The 16,620-nt window shown below is 38.0% G+C and carries 17 protein-coding genes; 13 read left to right on the top strand and 4 right to left on the bottom strand.

Annotated features, from left to right (window positions below):
- Positions 1-113 precede the first annotated feature (113 nt).
- The gene (locus HMPREF1517_RS05745; RefSeq protein ID WP_037600019.1) at positions 114-935 is read right to left on the bottom strand and encodes a PrsW family glutamic-type intramembrane protease; all 822 of its coding nucleotides are present in this window, start codon (positions 933-935) and stop codon (positions 114-116) included.
- Positions 936-1,092: 157 nt separating this feature from the next.
- Between HMPREF1517_RS05745 and HMPREF1517_RS05740 the strand changes: the two genes are divergently transcribed.
- From HMPREF1517_RS05740 to HMPREF1517_RS05730, 3 genes are all read left to right on the top strand, one after another.
- Positions 1,093-2,637 (top strand): zinc ABC transporter substrate-binding protein AdcA, encoded by a 1,545-nt coding sequence (locus HMPREF1517_RS05740; protein WP_037600017.1) that lies wholly within the window; start codon positions 1,093-1,095, stop codon positions 2,635-2,637.
- A gap of 218 nt (positions 2,638-2,855) precedes the next feature.
- Positions 2,856-3,254 carry a hypothetical protein gene (locus HMPREF1517_RS05735; RefSeq protein WP_004182418.1) on the top strand — a complete coding sequence of 133 codons (399 nt, stop codon included), beginning with the start codon at positions 2,856-2,858 and terminating at the stop codon, positions 3,252-3,254.
- Between the two features lie 144 nt (positions 3,255-3,398).
- Positions 3,399-3,710 carry a hypothetical protein gene (locus tag HMPREF1517_RS05730; protein WP_037600014.1) on the top strand — a complete coding sequence of 104 codons (312 nt, stop codon included), beginning with the start codon at positions 3,399-3,401 and terminating at the stop codon, positions 3,708-3,710.
- A 54-nt stretch (positions 3,711-3,764) separates the two neighbouring features.
- Here HMPREF1517_RS05730 and HMPREF1517_RS05725 read toward each other — a convergent pair whose 3' ends face one another.
- Positions 3,765-4,772, bottom strand: a complete 1,008-nt coding sequence (locus HMPREF1517_RS05725) for a YeiH family protein (RefSeq protein ID WP_037600012.1) — start codon at positions 4,770-4,772, stop codon at positions 3,765-3,767.
- Positions 4,773-4,944: 172 nt separating this feature from the next.
- Between HMPREF1517_RS05725 and HMPREF1517_RS05720 the strand changes: the two genes are divergently transcribed.
- On the top strand, positions 4,945-5,658 hold the full coding sequence (locus tag HMPREF1517_RS05720) for a glycoside hydrolase family 73 protein (protein ID WP_037600011.1): 714 nt from the start codon (positions 4,945-4,947) through the stop codon (positions 5,656-5,658).
- A gap of 94 nt (positions 5,659-5,752) precedes the next feature.
- Here the strand turns inward: HMPREF1517_RS05720 and HMPREF1517_RS05715 are convergent, their stop codons facing one another.
- Complete coding sequence (locus HMPREF1517_RS05715; protein ID WP_002891090.1) at positions 5,753-6,661, bottom strand: LysR family transcriptional regulator; 909 nt, start codon at positions 6,659-6,661, stop codon at positions 5,753-5,755.
- A 207-nt stretch (positions 6,662-6,868) separates the two neighbouring features.
- On the opposite strand from HMPREF1517_RS05715, the gene glmS reads away from it, so the two are divergent.
- The 9 genes from glmS to adhP all read left to right on the top strand — a co-directional run bounded on the left by glmS (position 6,869) and on the right by adhP (position 14,813).
- Complete coding sequence (gene glmS, locus HMPREF1517_RS05710) at positions 6,869-8,677, top strand: glutamine--fructose-6-phosphate transaminase (isomerizing) (RefSeq protein ID WP_002891089.1); 1,809 nt, start codon at positions 6,869-6,871, stop codon at positions 8,675-8,677.
- Positions 8,678-8,794: 117 nt separating this feature from the next.
- On the top strand, positions 8,795-9,127 hold the full coding sequence (locus HMPREF1517_RS05705) for a zinc ribbon domain-containing protein YjdM (protein WP_002891088.1): 333 nt from the start codon (positions 8,795-8,797) through the stop codon (positions 9,125-9,127).
- Between the two features lie 200 nt (positions 9,128-9,327).
- Positions 9,328-9,969 carry an amino acid ABC transporter permease gene (locus HMPREF1517_RS05700; protein WP_014634576.1) on the top strand — a complete coding sequence of 214 codons (642 nt, stop codon included), beginning with the start codon at positions 9,328-9,330 and terminating at the stop codon, positions 9,967-9,969.
- Between the two features lie 8 nt (positions 9,970-9,977).
- Positions 9,978-10,607 (top strand): amino acid ABC transporter ATP-binding protein, encoded by a 630-nt coding sequence (locus tag HMPREF1517_RS05695; RefSeq protein ID WP_037600008.1) that lies wholly within the window; start codon positions 9,978-9,980, stop codon positions 10,605-10,607.
- A 12-nt stretch (positions 10,608-10,619) separates the two neighbouring features.
- Positions 10,620-11,471, top strand: a complete 852-nt coding sequence (locus HMPREF1517_RS05690; protein WP_037600007.1) for an amino acid ABC transporter substrate-binding protein — start codon at positions 10,620-10,622, stop codon at positions 11,469-11,471.
- 112 nt (positions 11,472-11,583) lie between these two features.
- On the top strand, positions 11,584-12,999 hold the full coding sequence (locus HMPREF1517_RS05685; protein ID WP_037600005.1) for a Y-family DNA polymerase: 1,416 nt from the start codon (positions 11,584-11,586) through the stop codon (positions 12,997-12,999).
- On the top strand, positions 12,996-13,373 hold the full coding sequence (locus HMPREF1517_RS05680) for a hypothetical protein (protein WP_037600003.1): 378 nt from the start codon (positions 12,996-12,998) through the stop codon (positions 13,371-13,373). Before HMPREF1517_RS05685 ends, HMPREF1517_RS05680 begins: the two co-directional genes overlap by 4 nt.
- A complete protein-coding gene (locus HMPREF1517_RS05675; RefSeq protein WP_037600001.1) occupies positions 13,351-13,632 on the top strand; it encodes a DUF5960 family protein in 282 nt (93 codons plus the stop codon). Before HMPREF1517_RS05680 ends, HMPREF1517_RS05675 begins: the two co-directional genes overlap by 23 nt.
- Positions 13,633-13,793: 161 nt before the next feature.
- On the top strand, positions 13,794-14,813 hold the full coding sequence (gene adhP, locus HMPREF1517_RS05670) for an alcohol dehydrogenase AdhP (RefSeq protein WP_037599999.1): 1,020 nt from the start codon (positions 13,794-13,796) through the stop codon (positions 14,811-14,813).
- A 203-nt stretch (positions 14,814-15,016) separates the two neighbouring features.
- Here the strand turns inward: adhP and guaA are convergent, their stop codons facing one another.
- Positions 15,017-16,579, bottom strand: a complete 1,563-nt coding sequence (gene guaA / locus HMPREF1517_RS05665; RefSeq protein WP_037599997.1) for a glutamine-hydrolyzing GMP synthase — start codon at positions 16,577-16,579, stop codon at positions 15,017-15,019.
- Positions 16,580-16,620 lie beyond the last annotated feature (41 nt).

The raw sequence follows: 16,620 nt of genomic DNA, 5'->3' as shown, positions 1-16,620 counted from the left end.
TTATGGGACTTTTTGTTTACACTCAAAAAGCTCCATAATCTCTACAGTGGTTTTACCCACTACAGAAATTATAGAGCCCATAAAATTGGAAAGGTTTTTTAGTATTGTAAACATTACTTGTTTTCTTTATCCAGTTTCGAGAGGAGCTGATAAAGCGTAATAAAGAAGAAAAGATTGAGTGAAATGAGAAGGCCTGATGCCCATGGCAAATCGCTTTCTAAATTTCGAAGAGGTGAATTCCAAGCAAAGTGTGCAGCAAAAGCACCGCAAGCATAAAGTATACCAATAAGACTGTATTTAGAATTAATGAGTTTTTGACGTGAACGCCATATAAGGACTAGCCCCATAGCGAGGAAGGATGTGTAAAGCCAGTGAGACGATACGGCACCAATAGTTCGACCAAGAATACCTGAAATTGTATAAGAAAAACCATCAGGCAAATCTGAAAGAATATAGGAGAAGTCTTCACTAATCTGGAAGCCAAGACCTGCCGTAATAGCAACAAGCAAGATCCCCTTGTAACTTTTCGTTGGTACCATATAGATAGCAAAGAGAAAAGCTGCTAGTTTTAGGGGTTCTTCAACTAGAGGAGCCATAAGGGCATCCTCAAAGCGGTAGAAGAAACTCTTTGAAGAAAGATGAGCAGTTACCCAATCGTGAGAAAAGGTATTGGCATAACCAGCTATCCATCCTGTTATAAAGAGTCCACCAATTAGAGCAAATATGAGAACAAGTGGTTTCACCTGCCATCTCTTGCCTAAGTACTGAATCAGAAATATTCCTGGTACGATATAACATAAGGCAATCAGTGTTGATAGTCCAATAATACCGTATGCCGAACCAGACAAAGCGCCTGAAGTGTATGATTGCGTATCATAAGTCAGGCCTATGGCTGAAAGCAATAAAAAAAGATATAGGATTAATTTTCGAAACATGTATAACCTACTTTCCAAATGATATTTCCAGTATATCAAATAATTCTTTCTCGCCGAAATATTTCAATTTTTTTATTTATGGACTTGCAAAATAAATGAAATGTGATATACTTAACCAGTAAACTATTAACTGGTTAAGTATTTTGAAAGGAATAACATGAAAAAGAAACGCATTTTTGGCCTAGCAGGATTAGCAACAGTTGTTTTGGCTGCTGGTGCAGGCATTTATTATACGACTAGTCACCACGGTTCAAAAGGAAATGGTGACTTGAAGGTTGTGACCAGCTTTTACCCTGTTTATGAATTTACCAAGCAGGTTGTTGGAGATGAGGGAGAGGTTTCTTATCTTATTCCCGCTGGTAGTGAAGCCCACGATTTCCAACCATCTACTAAGAATGTCGCTGACATTGAAAAAGCAGACACTTTTGTCTACCTAAATGAAAATATGGAAACCTGGGTTCCAAAAGTTGAAAAGTCTATCAACACAAAAAATACAAAAGTCATTAAGGCAAGTCAAGGCATGGTTCTTTTACCTGGAACAGAGGAAGAAGATCATGATCACGGTGGAGAAGAACATCACCACGAATATGATCCTCATGTTTGGCTCTCACCTAAACGTTCTCAAAAATTAGTTGAAACTATTAGGGACGGTTTGATTGCTCAACATCCAGATAAAAAAGCAGTCTTTACAACCAATGCCGAGAAATACCTTAAGAAATTAAAGACTTTGGATAAGGAGTATACTGAAGCCTTTAGTCAAGCAAAACAGAAAAGTTTTGTTACTCAGCACTCAGCTTTTGCCTACCTTGCCTTAGATTACGGTTTGACACAGGTACCAATTTCAGGTGTTTCAGCTGAGTCCGACCCTTCTGCAAAACGTATCGCTAGCCTTTCTAAGTATGTCAAAGAATATGATATTAACTATATCTATTTTGAGGAAAATGCTTCAAGTAGTGTTGCTAAAACCTTAGCTAACGAAGTAGGAGTTAAGACAGCAGTTTTAAATCCAATTGAATCACTAACTAAGGAACAGTTGAAAAAAGGTGAAGACTATGTCAGTGTTATGACTGAGAACCTAAAAAATCTTCGTTTAACAACGGACGTTGAAGGTAAAGCTATCCAACCTGAAACGGGAAGTGATGACAAGAAAACGGTTCAAAATGGTTACTTCGATGACAAAGATGTTAAAGATAGAGAACTTTCGGATTGGTCTGGTGAGTGGCAATCGGTCTATCCTTATCTTCAAGATGGTACTTTAGATCAAGTATTTGAATACAAATCTCTTTTGAATAAGGATAAAACAGCACAAGAGTATAAAGAATACTACACTAAGGGCTATCAAACAGATGTTTCTAAAATTGCTATTGACGGTAAAAAGATGACCATGACTTTCACAAAGAATGATGGAAGTAGTGTGACACACACTTATCGTTATGATGGGTATAAGATTTTGACCTATGCTTCTGGTAAAAAAGGTGTCCGTTATCTCTTCACAGCAACTGATAGTCAAGCAGCAGATAACCCTTACCAGTATGTCCAATTTTCAGATCATCAAATAGATCCAACAACTTCAGCACATTTCCATATTTTCTTTGGAAATAGTAGCCAAGATGAGATTCTAAAAGAAATGGATAATTGGCCAACTTACTATCCTGGAAAACTTAGTGGCTTTGAAATTGCACAAGAAATGGTTAGCCATTAATACTAGAAATGCACTCATTCGTGAGTGTTTTTCTTTTTTTAAAAAATCTTTCATTTCTTAAATTCTTAGAAAATTGCTAGTGTCATTAGTTTTAAACAAAAATTTAAAGCATCGTATTTTTTCTAAAAAAATCCTGTAAAAAATTAAATAATTACTACATTTTTTCATTCTTTAGTGGTACAATAATAGTACGATTTTCAGATGACCAGGAGAGACCCATGAACCAGTATTTAGTAGCGATACATTATATTCAACTGCTTCAAGCAGAACTCGATATTCTAAATCATGATGCACGCTTGCTTTTTGATTTAAAGATTGAACCAAATCTTGCTAAAAGAGAGCTTGCTGACTTGAAAGTATCCCTATCTAAATTATCTGACAAAAACCTTTATATCGAAGGTACAATCTGGTATCAGCCAAGTTTGTTTGCAATTATTGATCAAAATTTAGGGGTTATTGATGACTGGCTCAAGGAATTAGATGACTTCTTTGAATTTACCTATAGTACAACAGTTTTCACTGTTTTGAAAGAAAATGAAAATCGAAGTTACGACTTATTACTTGGTCTCTATAGCCGTCTTGAATACGTTATTTCAGAAATAAAAAATTGCCGTTAGATGACTAACGGCTTTTAGTATATAGAAAAATTAGGTTCTATTTTAAATATCAAATAATTTGACAAAATACCCAAATGTGTGTAAAATAAAATTTGAAAATACTCTAATAAAAATAATGTTAAGTTAAAGGAAGATAATAACTAAGTGAGTAAGCAGGGGTTAAAATTGGGGGATTTTGTTAAATATTATTTGGTGAGCCTTGTGTCGCTGAGCTTTTTATGTCTTATTTTGTATGGGCTATATTCTTTAAACGGGCTCATTCCTTTTTCTCTAGATAGAGCTTCAGGTCTTGAAGTTAGGCATTATTCAGGACAGACTACCTCTTCTGTAAAAAAAGATGGTGATTATAAGGTTCAGGATATTAGTGGTGAAACTAAGAGCTACAATGTTGATTTGAAAGTAACAAACGATGGGGATAAGGTAATCCAAACCTATGTCTTTGAGTATAAAAAATGATTCTATAATAAAAACTCACAATCTTAGCCAGATTGTGAGTTTTTTAGATGTCTTTTACCAAAGTCCTAATATCTTTTGCATGAGAAGAGAAGCAAGACTAATTAATAACCAACAAACTCCTCCCACTAGAAGTGCAGAGCCACCTTTAGTGATAAGTTGTTTGAGATTTGTTTGGAAACCGATAGCTGCCATGGCCATAATAATCATAAATTTCGAAAGGTCTTTTAAAGGTGAAAAGACGGCAGGTGTTACACCGAGTGACATTGAAACAGTTGTAATCAGTGAGGCCAAAAGGAACCAAAGGATAAAGTTAGGTACTGCTTTGGTTAGCGAGAATGCTTCCTTTGTATTGTCCTTTCGAGACTGCCATACAGAAAGCCCAAGAGTTATAGGGATGATAGCAAGTGTTCGAGTCAACTTAACAATTGTCGCCTGCTCTAGAATGGATGTTCCATGTAAGCTATCCCAGGAACTAGCTGTAGCAGTTACAGAAGAAGTATCGTTGACAGCTGTTCCAGCAAATATGGCAAAGCCTTGATTACTAAGTCCCAACCAAGATCCCAAGTGAGGGAAGAGTAAAGCCGCTAAGATGTTAAAAAAGAAAATTACAGAGATTGCTGTTGCAATAGATTCATCTTTAGCCTTGATTACAGGAGCAGTTGCAGCGATAGCAGATCCTCCACAAATAGAAGAACCAACACCTACTAAAGTAGCAATTTCACTATCTAACTTAAATAGCTTTTGGATGAAGTAAGCAGTAACGAGTGCCGTAGCAATAGTGGCTAAAATGATAGGGAGTGAGGTTAAGCCAACTTGGAAAACTTGAGAAAGGTTAAGTCCAAATCCTAGAAGAATAACAGCGTATTGTAATACTTTTTTAGAAGTGAATTGCATTCCTGCTTTAAGTTTCTGAGAATCTCTTAGAATAATTCCTAGCAGAAGTCCTATAAATAAACCAAGGACAGGCCCACCAATAATAGGGAATAAGTTTCCAAGGAACCATGCTAGGAGAGATATAAGTATTGCAATACTTAATCCGGGTAAGAATTCTTTTATTTTCATTCATCTATCTCCTTAAAATTTGACTATATTATAGCTTATTATAAATATGATGTAAAGATGACATTTGCTTTATTTATCAAGGAAAATAGGTCTGAAAGTTGCGACTTGTCAGTTTTTCTGATAAAATAGTATTAAAATATTATAATCGAAAATCTTATGAAGGAAGGGTTGTATGTATCGTCATTTAAAGAAGTATATGATTTTTATCGTGGGAGCTTTTATGTGTTCACTTTTTTTGGTTCTAGCTTTTACAACAGATAGAAAAAATGATAACAGTGTTAATGCTAAAGCAGAAGCTGCCTACAATCAAACTACGACGGCTTTTATTGATAGTATCGGAGAGACTGCTAGACAGATTGGTCAAGATTACAATATTTATGCTTCTGTTCTAATTGCTCAAGCTATTTTGGAATCAAATTCAGGTCAGTCAGGTCTGAGTCAAGCTCCTTATTACAACTTCTTCGGGATTAAGGGCACTTATAATGGGAATTCTGTGACCATGCGTACATGGGAAGACGATGGTACAGGGAAGACTTATGAGATTGATGAACCTTTCCGTTCTTATGGAAGTCTAAGCGATTCTTTAGCCGATTATGCTGCTTTGATGACGTCATCAACTTATGCTGGCACATGGAAATCAAATACAAGTAGTTATGCAGATGCCACTCAAGCACTGACAGGAACTTATGCAACTGACAGTCTTTACGCGTCTAAATTAAATAGCATTATTGCATACTATGGGTTGACTGCCTACGATCAAGCTCCAGTTACCCAAGCAACTGGTTCAACAAGTGGCCTTGTTTGGAACAGCTATAGAGGCTCATACACAGATGCTGAGACTTTATCTATAGATGAGGCTTGGGCAAGCTATAAAAATTATAAATAATGATGAGAGTCGAAAGGCTCTTTTTTTGTGCACCAAAATTGGATAGTTTGGGCGATAAAAAGTCCCCAACATTATATGCTAGGGACTAAATCTATTAGTTGTCAAAAGTGACTTCTTTAACGAGGTTATCTAGGAATTTTTCTCCCATTTTAGAGAGGGTTGCCTTTTCATGCTTCAAGTAAACAATATCAATTTCATCATCAATATCAAGCGGGATAGAGACAATGTTATCACCATTCAGATTACTATTTAAAATACCTGTAGCAATGGTGTAACCATCCAAACCAATTAATAGGTTGAAGAGTGTCGCGCGGTCTGAAACCACGATAGACTTTTTATGGGGAATCTGCGAGAGAATCTCTTCAGAATAGTAGAAGGAATTATGAATCCCCTGATCATAGCTAAGGTATGGGAAGTCCTCTAAATCTTCTAAAGAGACAACTTCATGCTTAGCCAAGGGATTTGACTTGCTGACAAAGATATGTGGTCTAGCTTTGAAGAGACTAGTATATGTGAGACGGTTGTCGTCAAACATCTTAGTCAAGACATCTCGGTTATAGCTGTTAAGGAAGAGCACACCAATTTCTGAACGGAAGTTCTTAACATCCTCAATAATTTCGTAAGTACGTGTTTCACGTAGGAAGAGCTCGTAACGTGTCATATCCGCTCTCTTAAGAAGTGAGACGAAGGCATTGACAACAAAAGCATAGTGTTGAGAGGAAACACTAAATAATTCACGTGTTTCTGTGTGACTCTTGTAACGTTCTTCCAAGAGATTCGTTTGTTCCACTACCTGACGGGCATAAGAGAGAAATTCAACGCCATCCTTGGTTAAGGTGATTCCTTTAGGGTTACGGATAAAGATATCAATTCCCATTTCTCTTTCCAAGTCACGAACAGCATTTGAAAGACTTGGTTGTGTGATGAAAAGTTGTTTTGCAGCTTCATTCATTGAGCCGGTTTCGACGATTTTGATAATATAATGTAATTGTTGAATTCGCATAGCCTTATTATAGCATATTTTAAGGATTATTCCTTAGGATAAGAGGCGAGTAAAAAGTATTTTTAGGACTATACCAATTTTTATGCTTGACAATGTCAAATATATGGAATATACTGTCCTCGTTAAGCTTTTTAAAGAGCTTATTGACTATACCAATTTTAAATGAAGGAGACATGACCTCTTTGATCTGAGGTTATTATTAAAAATATGTGTGGAATTGTTGGTGTTGTAGGTAACACAAATGCAACTGATATCTTGATTCAAGGACTTGAAAAGCTAGAATACCGTGGTTATGATTCAGCTGGTATCTTTGTAGCGGGCGATGCATCTAGTCAATTGGTTAAGGCTGTTGGCCGTATTGCGGAACTTGCTGCTAAAACTGAAGGAGTAGAAGGCACAGCCGGTATTGGACATACTCGTTGGGCAACTCACGGTAAACCAACAGAGGACAATGCTCACCCACACCGCTCAGAAACAGAACGTTTCGTTTTGGTTCACAATGGTGTTATTGAAAACTATCTTGAAATTAAAGAAGAATACCTTGCTGGTCACCATTTCAAAGGTCAAACCGATACTGAAATTGCAGTTCACTTGATTGGAAAATTTGTTGAAGAAGATGGTTTGTCAACTCTTGAAGCATTCAAGAAAGCTCTTCACATTATCCGTGGATCATATGCCTTTGCTCTCATGGATTCTGAAGATGCCTCAACAATTTACGTGGCAAAAAACAAATCACCACTTTTGATTGGTCTTGGTGATGGCTATAACATGGTCTGCTCAGATGCCATGGCTATGATTCGCGAAACTAATCAATACATGGAAATTCACGATCAAGAGTTAGTTATCGTGAAAGCTGATAGTGTTGAAGTTCAAGATTATGATGGCAATGTAAAAGAACGTGATAGCTATACAGCTGAACTTGACCTATCTGATATTGGTAAAGGCACATACCCTTACTACATGCTCAAAGAAATCGATGAGCAACCAACAGTGATGCGTAAGCTTATCCAAGCTTATACAGATGACAAGGGACAAGTGACTGTCGATGCTGATATTATCAAGGCTGTTCAAGAGGCTGATCGTATCTATATCCTTGCGGCAGGAACATCATATCATGCTGGTTTTGCTTCTAAGAAGATGCTCGAAGAGTTGACAGATACACCAGTTGAGCTTGGTATTTCTTCTGAGTGGGGTTATGGTATGCCACTCCTTAGCAAAAAACCTCTCTTTGTCTTTATTAGCCAATCAGGTGAGACAGCAGATAGCCGTCAGGTTCTTGTTAAAGCTAACGAGTTGGGTATTCCAAGTTTGACAGTGACAAACGTTCCGGGATCTACTCTTTCTCGTGAAGCTGATCATACAATGCTTCTTCATGCTGGCCCAGAAATTGCCGTAGCTTCTACTAAAGCTTACACTGCTCAGATTGCAGCTCTTGCCTTCTTGGCTAAAGCAGTCGGTGAAGCGAATGGTAATGAAAAAGCTAAAGCATTTGACTTGGTACATGAATTGTCACTTGTAGCACAATCTATCGAATCAACACTCTCTGAAAAAGAAGTTATTGATGAGAAAGTAGCAGCTCTTCTTGCAGAAACACGTAATGCTTTCTATATTGGTCGTGGTCAAGATTACTACGTTGCTATGGAAGCTAGTCTTAAATTGAAAGAAATCTCATATATCCAATGTGAAGGTTTTGCAGCAGGTGAGTTGAAACACGGAACAATTGCTTTGATCGAAGATGGTACACCTGTTATTGCCCTCTTGTCTGACGCTGTTCTTGCTAGTCACACTCGTGGTAATATCCAAGAGGTGGCAGCACGTGGTGCTAAAGTGTTGACTATTGCTGAGGAAAATGTTGCTAAAGAAGGTGATGACATCGTTCTTAATAACGTTCACCCTTACTTGTCACCAATTTCAATGGTTGTACCGACACAATTGATTGCTTATTTTGCAACACTCCATCGTGGACTCGACGTCGATAAACCACGTAACTTGGCTAAATCAGTTACTGTTGAATAAAAATACCAACATCTCTTACAGTGTAAGGGATGTTGTTTGTTTTTATCGTTTTCACCCTTGCTTAATTGGGAAATCTAAAGTAGAATAGTATCTATATCACAATCTTAGGAGAGAATTATGTCATTACCAAATTGTCCAAAATGTAACTCAGAGTATGTTTATGAAGATGGAATCTTACTTGTATGTCCTGAATGTGCCTATGAGTGGGATCCAAACGAAGTTGCAGAAGAAGAAGGACTTGTGGTTCTTGATAGCAATGGCACACGTCTTGCTGACGGTGACACTGTTACAGTTATCAAAGATTTGAAAGTTAAAGGTGCGCCAAAAGATATTAAACAAGGCACACGTGTTAAAAATATTCGTTTGGTTGAAGGTGACCACAACATTGATTGTAAGATTGATGGTTTTGGTGCTATGAAACTTAAATCTGAATTTGTTAAGAAAATCTAAAATAAGCTTTAGGAATGCTAGACTTAAGTATTGTTTGTTTCTCAGGACAGACTATTTAAGTCTCCCAGGAGTGTGATTATGAACTCATTTTGAAAATTGGGTCTAGTCGCACTCCTTTTTACTATTTTCAAAATCTTATATCATTTTTTCAAAAAATTTGGTATAATATTCAACAATATTAAATAATTATAGGAGTTTATATGTCATACGTTTTGGAAGTATTACCAGCCCTTTTGAACGGTGCGGTAGTCACACTTCAAGTATTTTTCATTGTTATCGTACTGTCGATTCCATTAGGGATTGTACTTGCTTTCTTAATGCAGATTAAATTCAAACCTTTAAATTGGTTATTAACCCTTTACGTTTGGATTATGCGTGGAACGCCTCTCCTTTTACAATTGATCTTCGTTTATTACGTTCTTCCAAGTGTTGGGATTGTCTTTGACCGTCTGCCAGCTGCTATTCTTGCTTTTACGCTTAATTATGCAGCTTATTTCGCAGAGATTTTCCGTGGTGGAATCTTGGCTATTCCGAAAGGACAATACGAAGCAGCAAAAATGCTTAAACTTAGTCCTTTCCAAACCATCCGCTACATTATCCTTCCTCAGGTGGTCAAGATTGTCTTGCCAAGTATCTTTAACGAGATTATTAACTTGGTTAAGGATTCATCATTGGTTTATGTGCTTGGGGTTGGAGACCTTCTTTTGGAAAGTCGTACCGCTGCGAACCGTGATGCGACCTTAGCACCGATGTTTGTGGCCGGAGCTATCTATCTTATCCTTGTGGGTGTTGTGACTGTGGCTTCGAAAAACATCGAAAAGAAATTCAACTATTATAAATAGGAGACCTTATGTTAGAATTAAAAAATATTTCCAAGCAATTTGGTCAACACAAAATTTTTGATAAGTATAATCTGACAGTAGAAGAAGGAAAAATCTTGGCTATTGTCGGACCATCTGGTGGTGGTAAAACGACTCTCTTGCGTATGCTAGCAGGACTTGAAACCATTGATTCAGGACAAATTATTTATGAAAATGAAGAGATTCCTTTGGATCAGATGGAAAGTCGTAATTTGCTCGGTTTTGTCTTCCAAGATTTCCAACTGTTTCCACATTTAACAGTCTTAGACAATCTAACGCTTTCGCCAATTAAGACGATGGGAATGTCTAAGGAGGATGCTCAGAAAAAAGCTCAAACTCTGCTTGACCGTTTAGGCCTTGGAGCTCACGGAAATGCTTATCCTTACTCTCTTTCTGGGGGACAAAAACAACGTGTTGCATTTGCGCGTGCTATGATGATTGATCCGAAAATTGTCGGCTATGATGAACCAACATCAGCTCTTGACCCTGAGTTGCGTCAAGAAGTGGAGAAATTGATTTTGCAGAATCGTGAGACTGGGATTACGCAAATCGTTATCACTCACGATATGCAGTTTGCACAGCACATCGCCGATGAGATTGTCACTATCAATCCAAAATAGTGAGGATTTTCCATGAAAAAAATAGTAAAAACGATTTTGCTAGGCTGTCTTGTCATTTTGCCTTTGTTTGCGCTATCAGCTTGTAGCTCGCGCTCACATTTTGCAACTCAGAAAGATCAGTGGCAAACCTATACCAAAGAAAAGAAAATCAAAATTGGTTTTGATGCGACCTTTGTCCCTATGGGATATGAGGAAAAGGATGGTAGCTATGTTGGTTTTGATATTGATCTTGCAACTGCAGTCTTTAAATTGTATGGTATCGATGTCGAATGGCAGGCTATTGACTGGGATATGAAAGAAACGGAACTGAAGAATGGGACAATTGACCTCATTTGGAATGGTTACTCGGTCACGGATGAGCGTAAGCAGTCTGCGGACTTCACGGAACCTTATATGGTCAATGAACAAGTACTAGTAACCAAAAAGTCTTCGGGAATTGATTCTGTTGCTGGAATGTCAGGTAAGACCTTAGGTGCCCAAGCAGGGTCTTCCGGTTATGATGCTTTCAATGCTTCTCCGAAGATTTTGAAGGATATCGTTGCCAACCAAAAAGCAGTCCAATATTCGACCTTTACTCAAGCCTTGATTGACCTTGATAGTGGACGTATTGACGGTCTATTGATTGACCGTGTGTATGCTAATTACTACTTAGAAAAATCAGGGGTTCTGGATCAGTATAATGTTATGCCTGCTGGTTATGAAGGTGAAAGCTTTGCTGTAGGTGCTCGTAAAGCAGATAAGACACTGATCAAAAAAATCAATCAAGGATTTAGAGCCCTTTATAAAAAAGGAGAATTCCAAAAGATTTCTAACAAGTGGTTTGGTGAAGATGTTGCCACAGACCAAGTTAAAGGGAAAAAATAGAAGGATAACAACATTCTAGAAGGGATGTTGTTATTTTTTGTGAAAAATACTTGAAATATAAGAAGTTATAATTTATACTAGTGTTAGTTTATAAACTAACGAAAGGGCGAGCATGGGATATTTTGATTATTCAAGAGAACCGCAAAGTGACATTGCTTTTGTAGATATGAAATCTTTCTATGCAAGTGTGGAGTGTGTTGAACGTGGACTGCACCCTCTTAAGACCTCTCTATGTGTGATGAGTAGGGCTGAAAATGCGAATGGTTTGATACTAGCCTCTTCTCCTATATTTAAGCAAGTTTTTGGCAAGTCAAATGTTAGTCGTTCTTATGACTTACCTTTTGACATTCTTTCTCGTAAGTTTCATTATTATAATGCCAAAAAGCAGGGACTTCCAACGGATAGAGATTTTGTAGATTACATCGAATCTTGGGCCAAGGTTACCTTTATCGTTCCTCCTAGAATGGATCTCTATATAAAAAAGAATATCCAGATTCAACACATTTTCCAGAATTATGCCAGTGTTGAAGATATTCTTCCCTATTCCATTGATGAGGGTTTCATTGATCTCACGTCGTCACTGAATTACTTTATTCCCGATAGGACTGTTACTAGAAAAGATAAGTTAGATATGATTTCAGGGCGTATTCAAAGAGATATTTGGAGGGAGACAGGTATTTACTCGACAGTTGGAATGTCTAACAGCAATCCCTTATTGGCTAAGTTAGCTCTTGATAATGAGGCTAAACATACGGCTACTATGAGAGCCAACTGGTCCTATGAAGATGTCGAGACTAAGGTTTGGAATATTCGCCATATGACTGATTTCTGGGGGATTGGTAAGCGGATGGAGAAGCGGCTAAACAAGTTGGGAATTTGCTCCATTCGAGAACTTGCTAATAGCAATCCTGATATTCTTAAAAAGGAGTTAGGTATTGTAGGTTTAGACCTCTTTTTTCATGCTAACGGTATTGATGAGAGTAATGTTCATAAACCTTATAAACCAAAGTCACATGGCTTAGGAAATTCTCAAATTTTACCACGAGACTATGAGCGTCAAGCTGATATTGAATTGATTCTAAGAGAGATGGCGGAGCAGGTAGCCATTAGGTTAAGACGAGCTCATAAGAAAGCTTGTCAAGTTTCCATTAGCATTGGATTTTCAAAGTTAGAGGGCAAGCGTTCGCTACAAGCACAGATGAAGATTGAACCTGCTAATAACACAAGGATATTAATAGGACATGTCATTGCACTCTTTAGGAAGAAATATCAAGGAGGGGCTGTTCGAAGTGTGAGTGTCTCTTATGCAAATTTTGTAGATGAAGGGTTTCAAATTCTTTCTTTATTTGATAATCCAGATGACATTGATAAAGAAGAAAGGCTTCAGTCAGCTATAGATAGTATTCGTCAGGAATTTGGCTTTACGACCATTCAAAAAGCGACTTCTTTACAGGGGGCATCTAGGAGTCTTGCTCGAAGTAAGCTTATTGGTGGACACTCGGCTGGGGGATTAGATGGCTTAAAATGATAGACCGTAGTTACCTTCCCTTTCAATCAGCTAGGGAACATAAAGATAGGGGAATGATGAAGTGGATGGGCTTTTTCTTGTCGGAACACACAAGTTCCCTACATGAAGATAAGACTAAAGAAAATCTTACGAGTCATTTGGATGATTTAGAGAAGTTTACTTTATTAAACCAGCTTTATTCAGGTCAATTATTGGGAAATTTCCAGATAAAGGATCAAGGTAGGCGCTGTAGATGTAGTGGCTATGTGGTTGACTTGGATTTTGATCAAGTTACTATAAAATCTTGCAAGCGACATAAATGTATTCTAACAAAGGATATATTAGGAATTAGTTTGGAGGTTGAAAACATAGATGAGGAAGAGAAAAATTTATGATGATAAACTTCAAATTGACTATTTTTCTGCTAGCTATTTAAAATTTGAAGAAGACTTTTATCGCTATTCTGCTATGGATATTCCCTTAACCTTTTTGACGGATGATATTATGAGGGAGATGGCCATCAGTCAAAAGAATTATTTTTTATTAAATAAAGAGAATGCCAGAGATGGACGCAATCATTATTTCCATTTTGAAGTCAGCCTACCGGATTCCAAGACACTTGTGAGACAGTATAGGTATCTTGGAAATGATTGAAATATAGCTATATCAGCAGAAAAAATAGTACTTATCGAATTTGTATAGAGACTTTTCAAGAAAGTTTTCGCAAGCTAAGAAAAACTTTATGTAAGCGTTGATATTACCTCTGTAAGTGCTATAATGAAGGTGTTAAAAGTTATCATATGGAGGTAATTAAGATGAGAGCAGTTGTTGTTAATCAAGCAAGCACAGGTGTTGAAGTTGTTGAACATGAAAAACCAGCAGTAGTTGGTCATGGTCAAGCTTTGGTTAAAGTCGAATACTGTGGCGTTTGCCATACTGACCTTCACGTAGCTCATGGAGACTTTGGTCAAGTTCCAGGTCGTATCTTAGGACACGAAGGAATTGGTATTGTTGAAGAAGTTGGCGAAGGGGTTGAAACACTTAAAAAAGGTGATCGTGTATCAATCGCTTGGTTCTTCGAAGGATGTGGCCATTGTGAATATTGTACAACTGGTCGTGAAACACTCTGTCGCTCTGTAAAAAATGCTGGTTATAGTGTTGATGGTGGTATGAGTGACTATGCTTTGGTTACCGCTGACTATGCTGTGAAAGTTCCAGAAGGACTTAATCCTGCTCAAGCTTCATCTATTACCTGTGCGGGAGTTACAACATATAAAGCTATTAAAGAAGCTAAAGTTGAACCTGGTCAATGGGTAGCTATTTATGGCGCTGGAGGACTAGGTAACTTGGCTATTCAATATGCTAAGAAAGTTTTCAATGCACGAGTAGTGGCTGTTGATATCAACCAAGATAAACTTGATTTGGCTAAAGAATCTGGTGCTGATTTAGTGGTGAACGGTAAAGAAGTTGAAGATGTAGCAGGCTATATCCAAGAAAAAACTGACGGTACACACAGTGCTGTTGTAACAGCTGTTTCTAAGGTTGCTTTCAATCAGGCTATCGATAGTGTACGTGCTGGTGGAACAGTCGTTGCGGTTGGTCTCCCATCTGAATATATGGACCTCTCAATTGTCAAAACAGTTCTAGATGGTATTCGTGTTGTTGGATCTCTTGTAGGTACACGTAAAGACTTAGAAGAAGCCTTCGACTTTGGTGCACAAGGATTGGTAGTACCAGTTGTTGAAACTGTTCCTGTTGATACAGCGGTAGAAGTCTTTGATCAAATGGAAAAAGGTGAAATTCAAGGACGTAAAGTATTGGATTTCACTAAGTAAGCAAACATCTATCTATGCTATCCTGACTATGTGATGAGTTGAGTGGTGTAAATTGACTAAACTATTTTTTGGAAACAGTATATCAGAATAAAATTCCATTGATTGAATCGTGTCGATGGAATTTTTATTTGTTTAAAACTTCATTTAGATATAAAACAAAAAGCGTTGAAGGATTGCGTTCAGCGCTTTTAATGATTTTGGTTTTATTCCCACTCTACTGTTGCAGGTGGTTTACTTGTAATATCGTAGACGATACGGTTGACGTGGTCAACTTCGTTAACGATTCGAACAGAAATCTTTTGAAGAACTTCCCATGGAAGTTTCGCAAAGTCAGCTGTCATACCGTCGATTGAAGTGATAGCACGGATAGCGATAGTGTAGTCGTAAGTACGGCCATCACCCATAACACCGACAGAACGAACGCCTGTGTTAACAGTGAAGTATTGCCATACATCACGATCAAGACCAGCTTTGGCAATTTCTTCACGAAGGATAGCATCAGACTCACGAACGGTTTCAAGTTTCTCTTCAGTGATTTCACCCATAACACGGATGGCAAGTCCTGGTCCTGGGAAAGGTTGACGCCAAACGACTTCATCAGGCATTCCCATTTCAGTACCAAGGGCACGAACTTCATCTTTAAAGAGGGTATTAAGTGGTTCAATCAATTCAAATTGCATGTCTTCTGGAAGACCACCAACGTTGTGGTGAGATTTGATTGTTTGAGCTGTCTCAGTACCTGATTCAATAATATCAGTATAGAGCGTTCCTTGAGCTAGGAAGTCTACACCTTTAAGTTTGCTTGCTTCGTCATCAAAGACGTAAACAAACTCGTTACCAATGATTTTACGTTTTTTCTCAGGATCATCAACACCAGCCAAGAGGTCTAGGAAGCGTTTAGAAGCATCAACACGGATAATGTTAAGGCCAAATTTACCTCCAAGCATCTCCATAACTTGGTCACCTTCACCTTTACGGAGAAGACCGTGGTCAACGAAGATACATGTCAATTGATCACCAATAGCTTTTTGCAAAAGGACACCAACAACAGATGAGTCAACCCCACCTGAGAGTCCAAGAAGGACTTTACGGTCACCAACTGTTTCACGGATTTGTGCAATTTGCATATCTACGAAGTTAGCCATTGACCAGTCACCTTTGGCACCACAGATACCAAAAGCGAAGTTTTTCAAAATGTCATTACCATATACAGAGTGACGAACTTCTGGGTGGAATTGGATACCATAGAAGTTTTTCTCGGTATCTTCCATCGCGGCGAATGGGCAATCTACTGAGTCACCAACAAGATGGAAACCTTCTGGAATTTCTGTAACTGCATCACCGTGGCTCATCAGAACAACTTGTTCTTCAGGAGTTCCTGCAAAGAGTTCTGATTGGGTACGAAGGCGAAGTGTTGATTGGCCATACTCACGGTTACCTGCTTCACCAGCTGGAACAACTTTACCACCGAGTTTGTGGGTCAAAAGTTGCATTCCGTAACAGATACCAAGAATTGGGATACCAAGCTCGAAAATCTCTTCGTCAATACCAAATGCATCTTCGGCATAAACAGAGTTAGGACCACCAGAAAGTACGATACCGATAGGATTGATGGCACGGACTTCATCAGCGGTAATTTTATGGCTCTTCAATTCAGAGAAAACACCAAATTCACGAATACGACGTGCAATCAGCTGATTGTATTGGCTACCATAGTCTAGAACAATGATTTTCTGCACATCATTCAAAGTAGAAATGTCAGTCATTATTACCCTTTCTTTTTACGTCACACATGGACTCTTTCTTA

Source organism: Streptococcus sp. ACS2, assembly GCF_000525585.1.
Classification (GTDB): Bacteria; Bacillota; Bacilli; order Lactobacillales; family Streptococcaceae; genus Streptococcus.
This window is presented reverse-complemented; position numbering and strand designations above follow the sequence as displayed.

Bases quoted from the DNA above. Each gene is read 5' to 3' on its own strand.
- adhP (WP_037599999.1), top strand. From the start codon at position 13,794: ATGAGAGCAGTTGTTGTTAATCAAGCAAGCACAGGTGTTGAAGTTGTT.
- HMPREF1517_RS05690 (WP_037600007.1), top strand. From the start codon at position 10,620: ATGAAAAAAATAGTAAAAACGATTTTGCTAGGCTGTCTTGTCATTTTG.
- HMPREF1517_RS05695 (WP_037600008.1), top strand. From the start codon at position 9,978: ATGTTAGAATTAAAAAATATTTCCAAGCAATTTGGTCAACACAAAATT.
- HMPREF1517_RS05685 (WP_037600005.1), top strand. From the start codon at position 11,584: ATGGGATATTTTGATTATTCAAGAGAACCGCAAAGTGACATTGCTTTT.
- HMPREF1517_RS05725 (WP_037600012.1), bottom strand. From the start codon at position 4,772: ATGAAAATAAAAGAATTCTTACCCGGATTAAGTATTGCAATACTTATA.
- HMPREF1517_RS05740 (WP_037600017.1), top strand. From the start codon at position 1,093: ATGAAAAAGAAACGCATTTTTGGCCTAGCAGGATTAGCAACAGTTGTT.
- HMPREF1517_RS05745 (WP_037600019.1), bottom strand. From the start codon at position 935: ATGTTTCGAAAATTAATCCTATATCTTTTTTTATTGCTTTCAGCCATA.
- glmS (WP_002891089.1), top strand. From the start codon at position 6,869: ATGTGTGGAATTGTTGGTGTTGTAGGTAACACAAATGCAACTGATATC.
- HMPREF1517_RS05705 (WP_002891088.1), top strand. From the start codon at position 8,795: ATGTCATTACCAAATTGTCCAAAATGTAACTCAGAGTATGTTTATGAA.
- HMPREF1517_RS05735 (WP_004182418.1), top strand. From the start codon at position 2,856: ATGAACCAGTATTTAGTAGCGATACATTATATTCAACTGCTTCAAGCA.
- HMPREF1517_RS05680 (WP_037600003.1), top strand. From the start codon at position 12,996: ATGATAGACCGTAGTTACCTTCCCTTTCAATCAGCTAGGGAACATAAA.
- HMPREF1517_RS05675 (WP_037600001.1), top strand. From the start codon at position 13,351: ATGAGGAAGAGAAAAATTTATGATGATAAACTTCAAATTGACTATTTT.
- HMPREF1517_RS05715 (WP_002891090.1), bottom strand. From the start codon at position 6,661: ATGCGAATTCAACAATTACATTATATTATCAAAATCGTCGAAACCGGC.
- HMPREF1517_RS05720 (WP_037600011.1), top strand. From the start codon at position 4,945: ATGTATCGTCATTTAAAGAAGTATATGATTTTTATCGTGGGAGCTTTT.
- HMPREF1517_RS05700 (WP_014634576.1), top strand. From the start codon at position 9,328: ATGTCATACGTTTTGGAAGTATTACCAGCCCTTTTGAACGGTGCGGTA.
- guaA (WP_037599997.1), bottom strand. From the start codon at position 16,579: ATGACTGACATTTCTACTTTGAATGATGTGCAGAAAATCATTGTTCTA.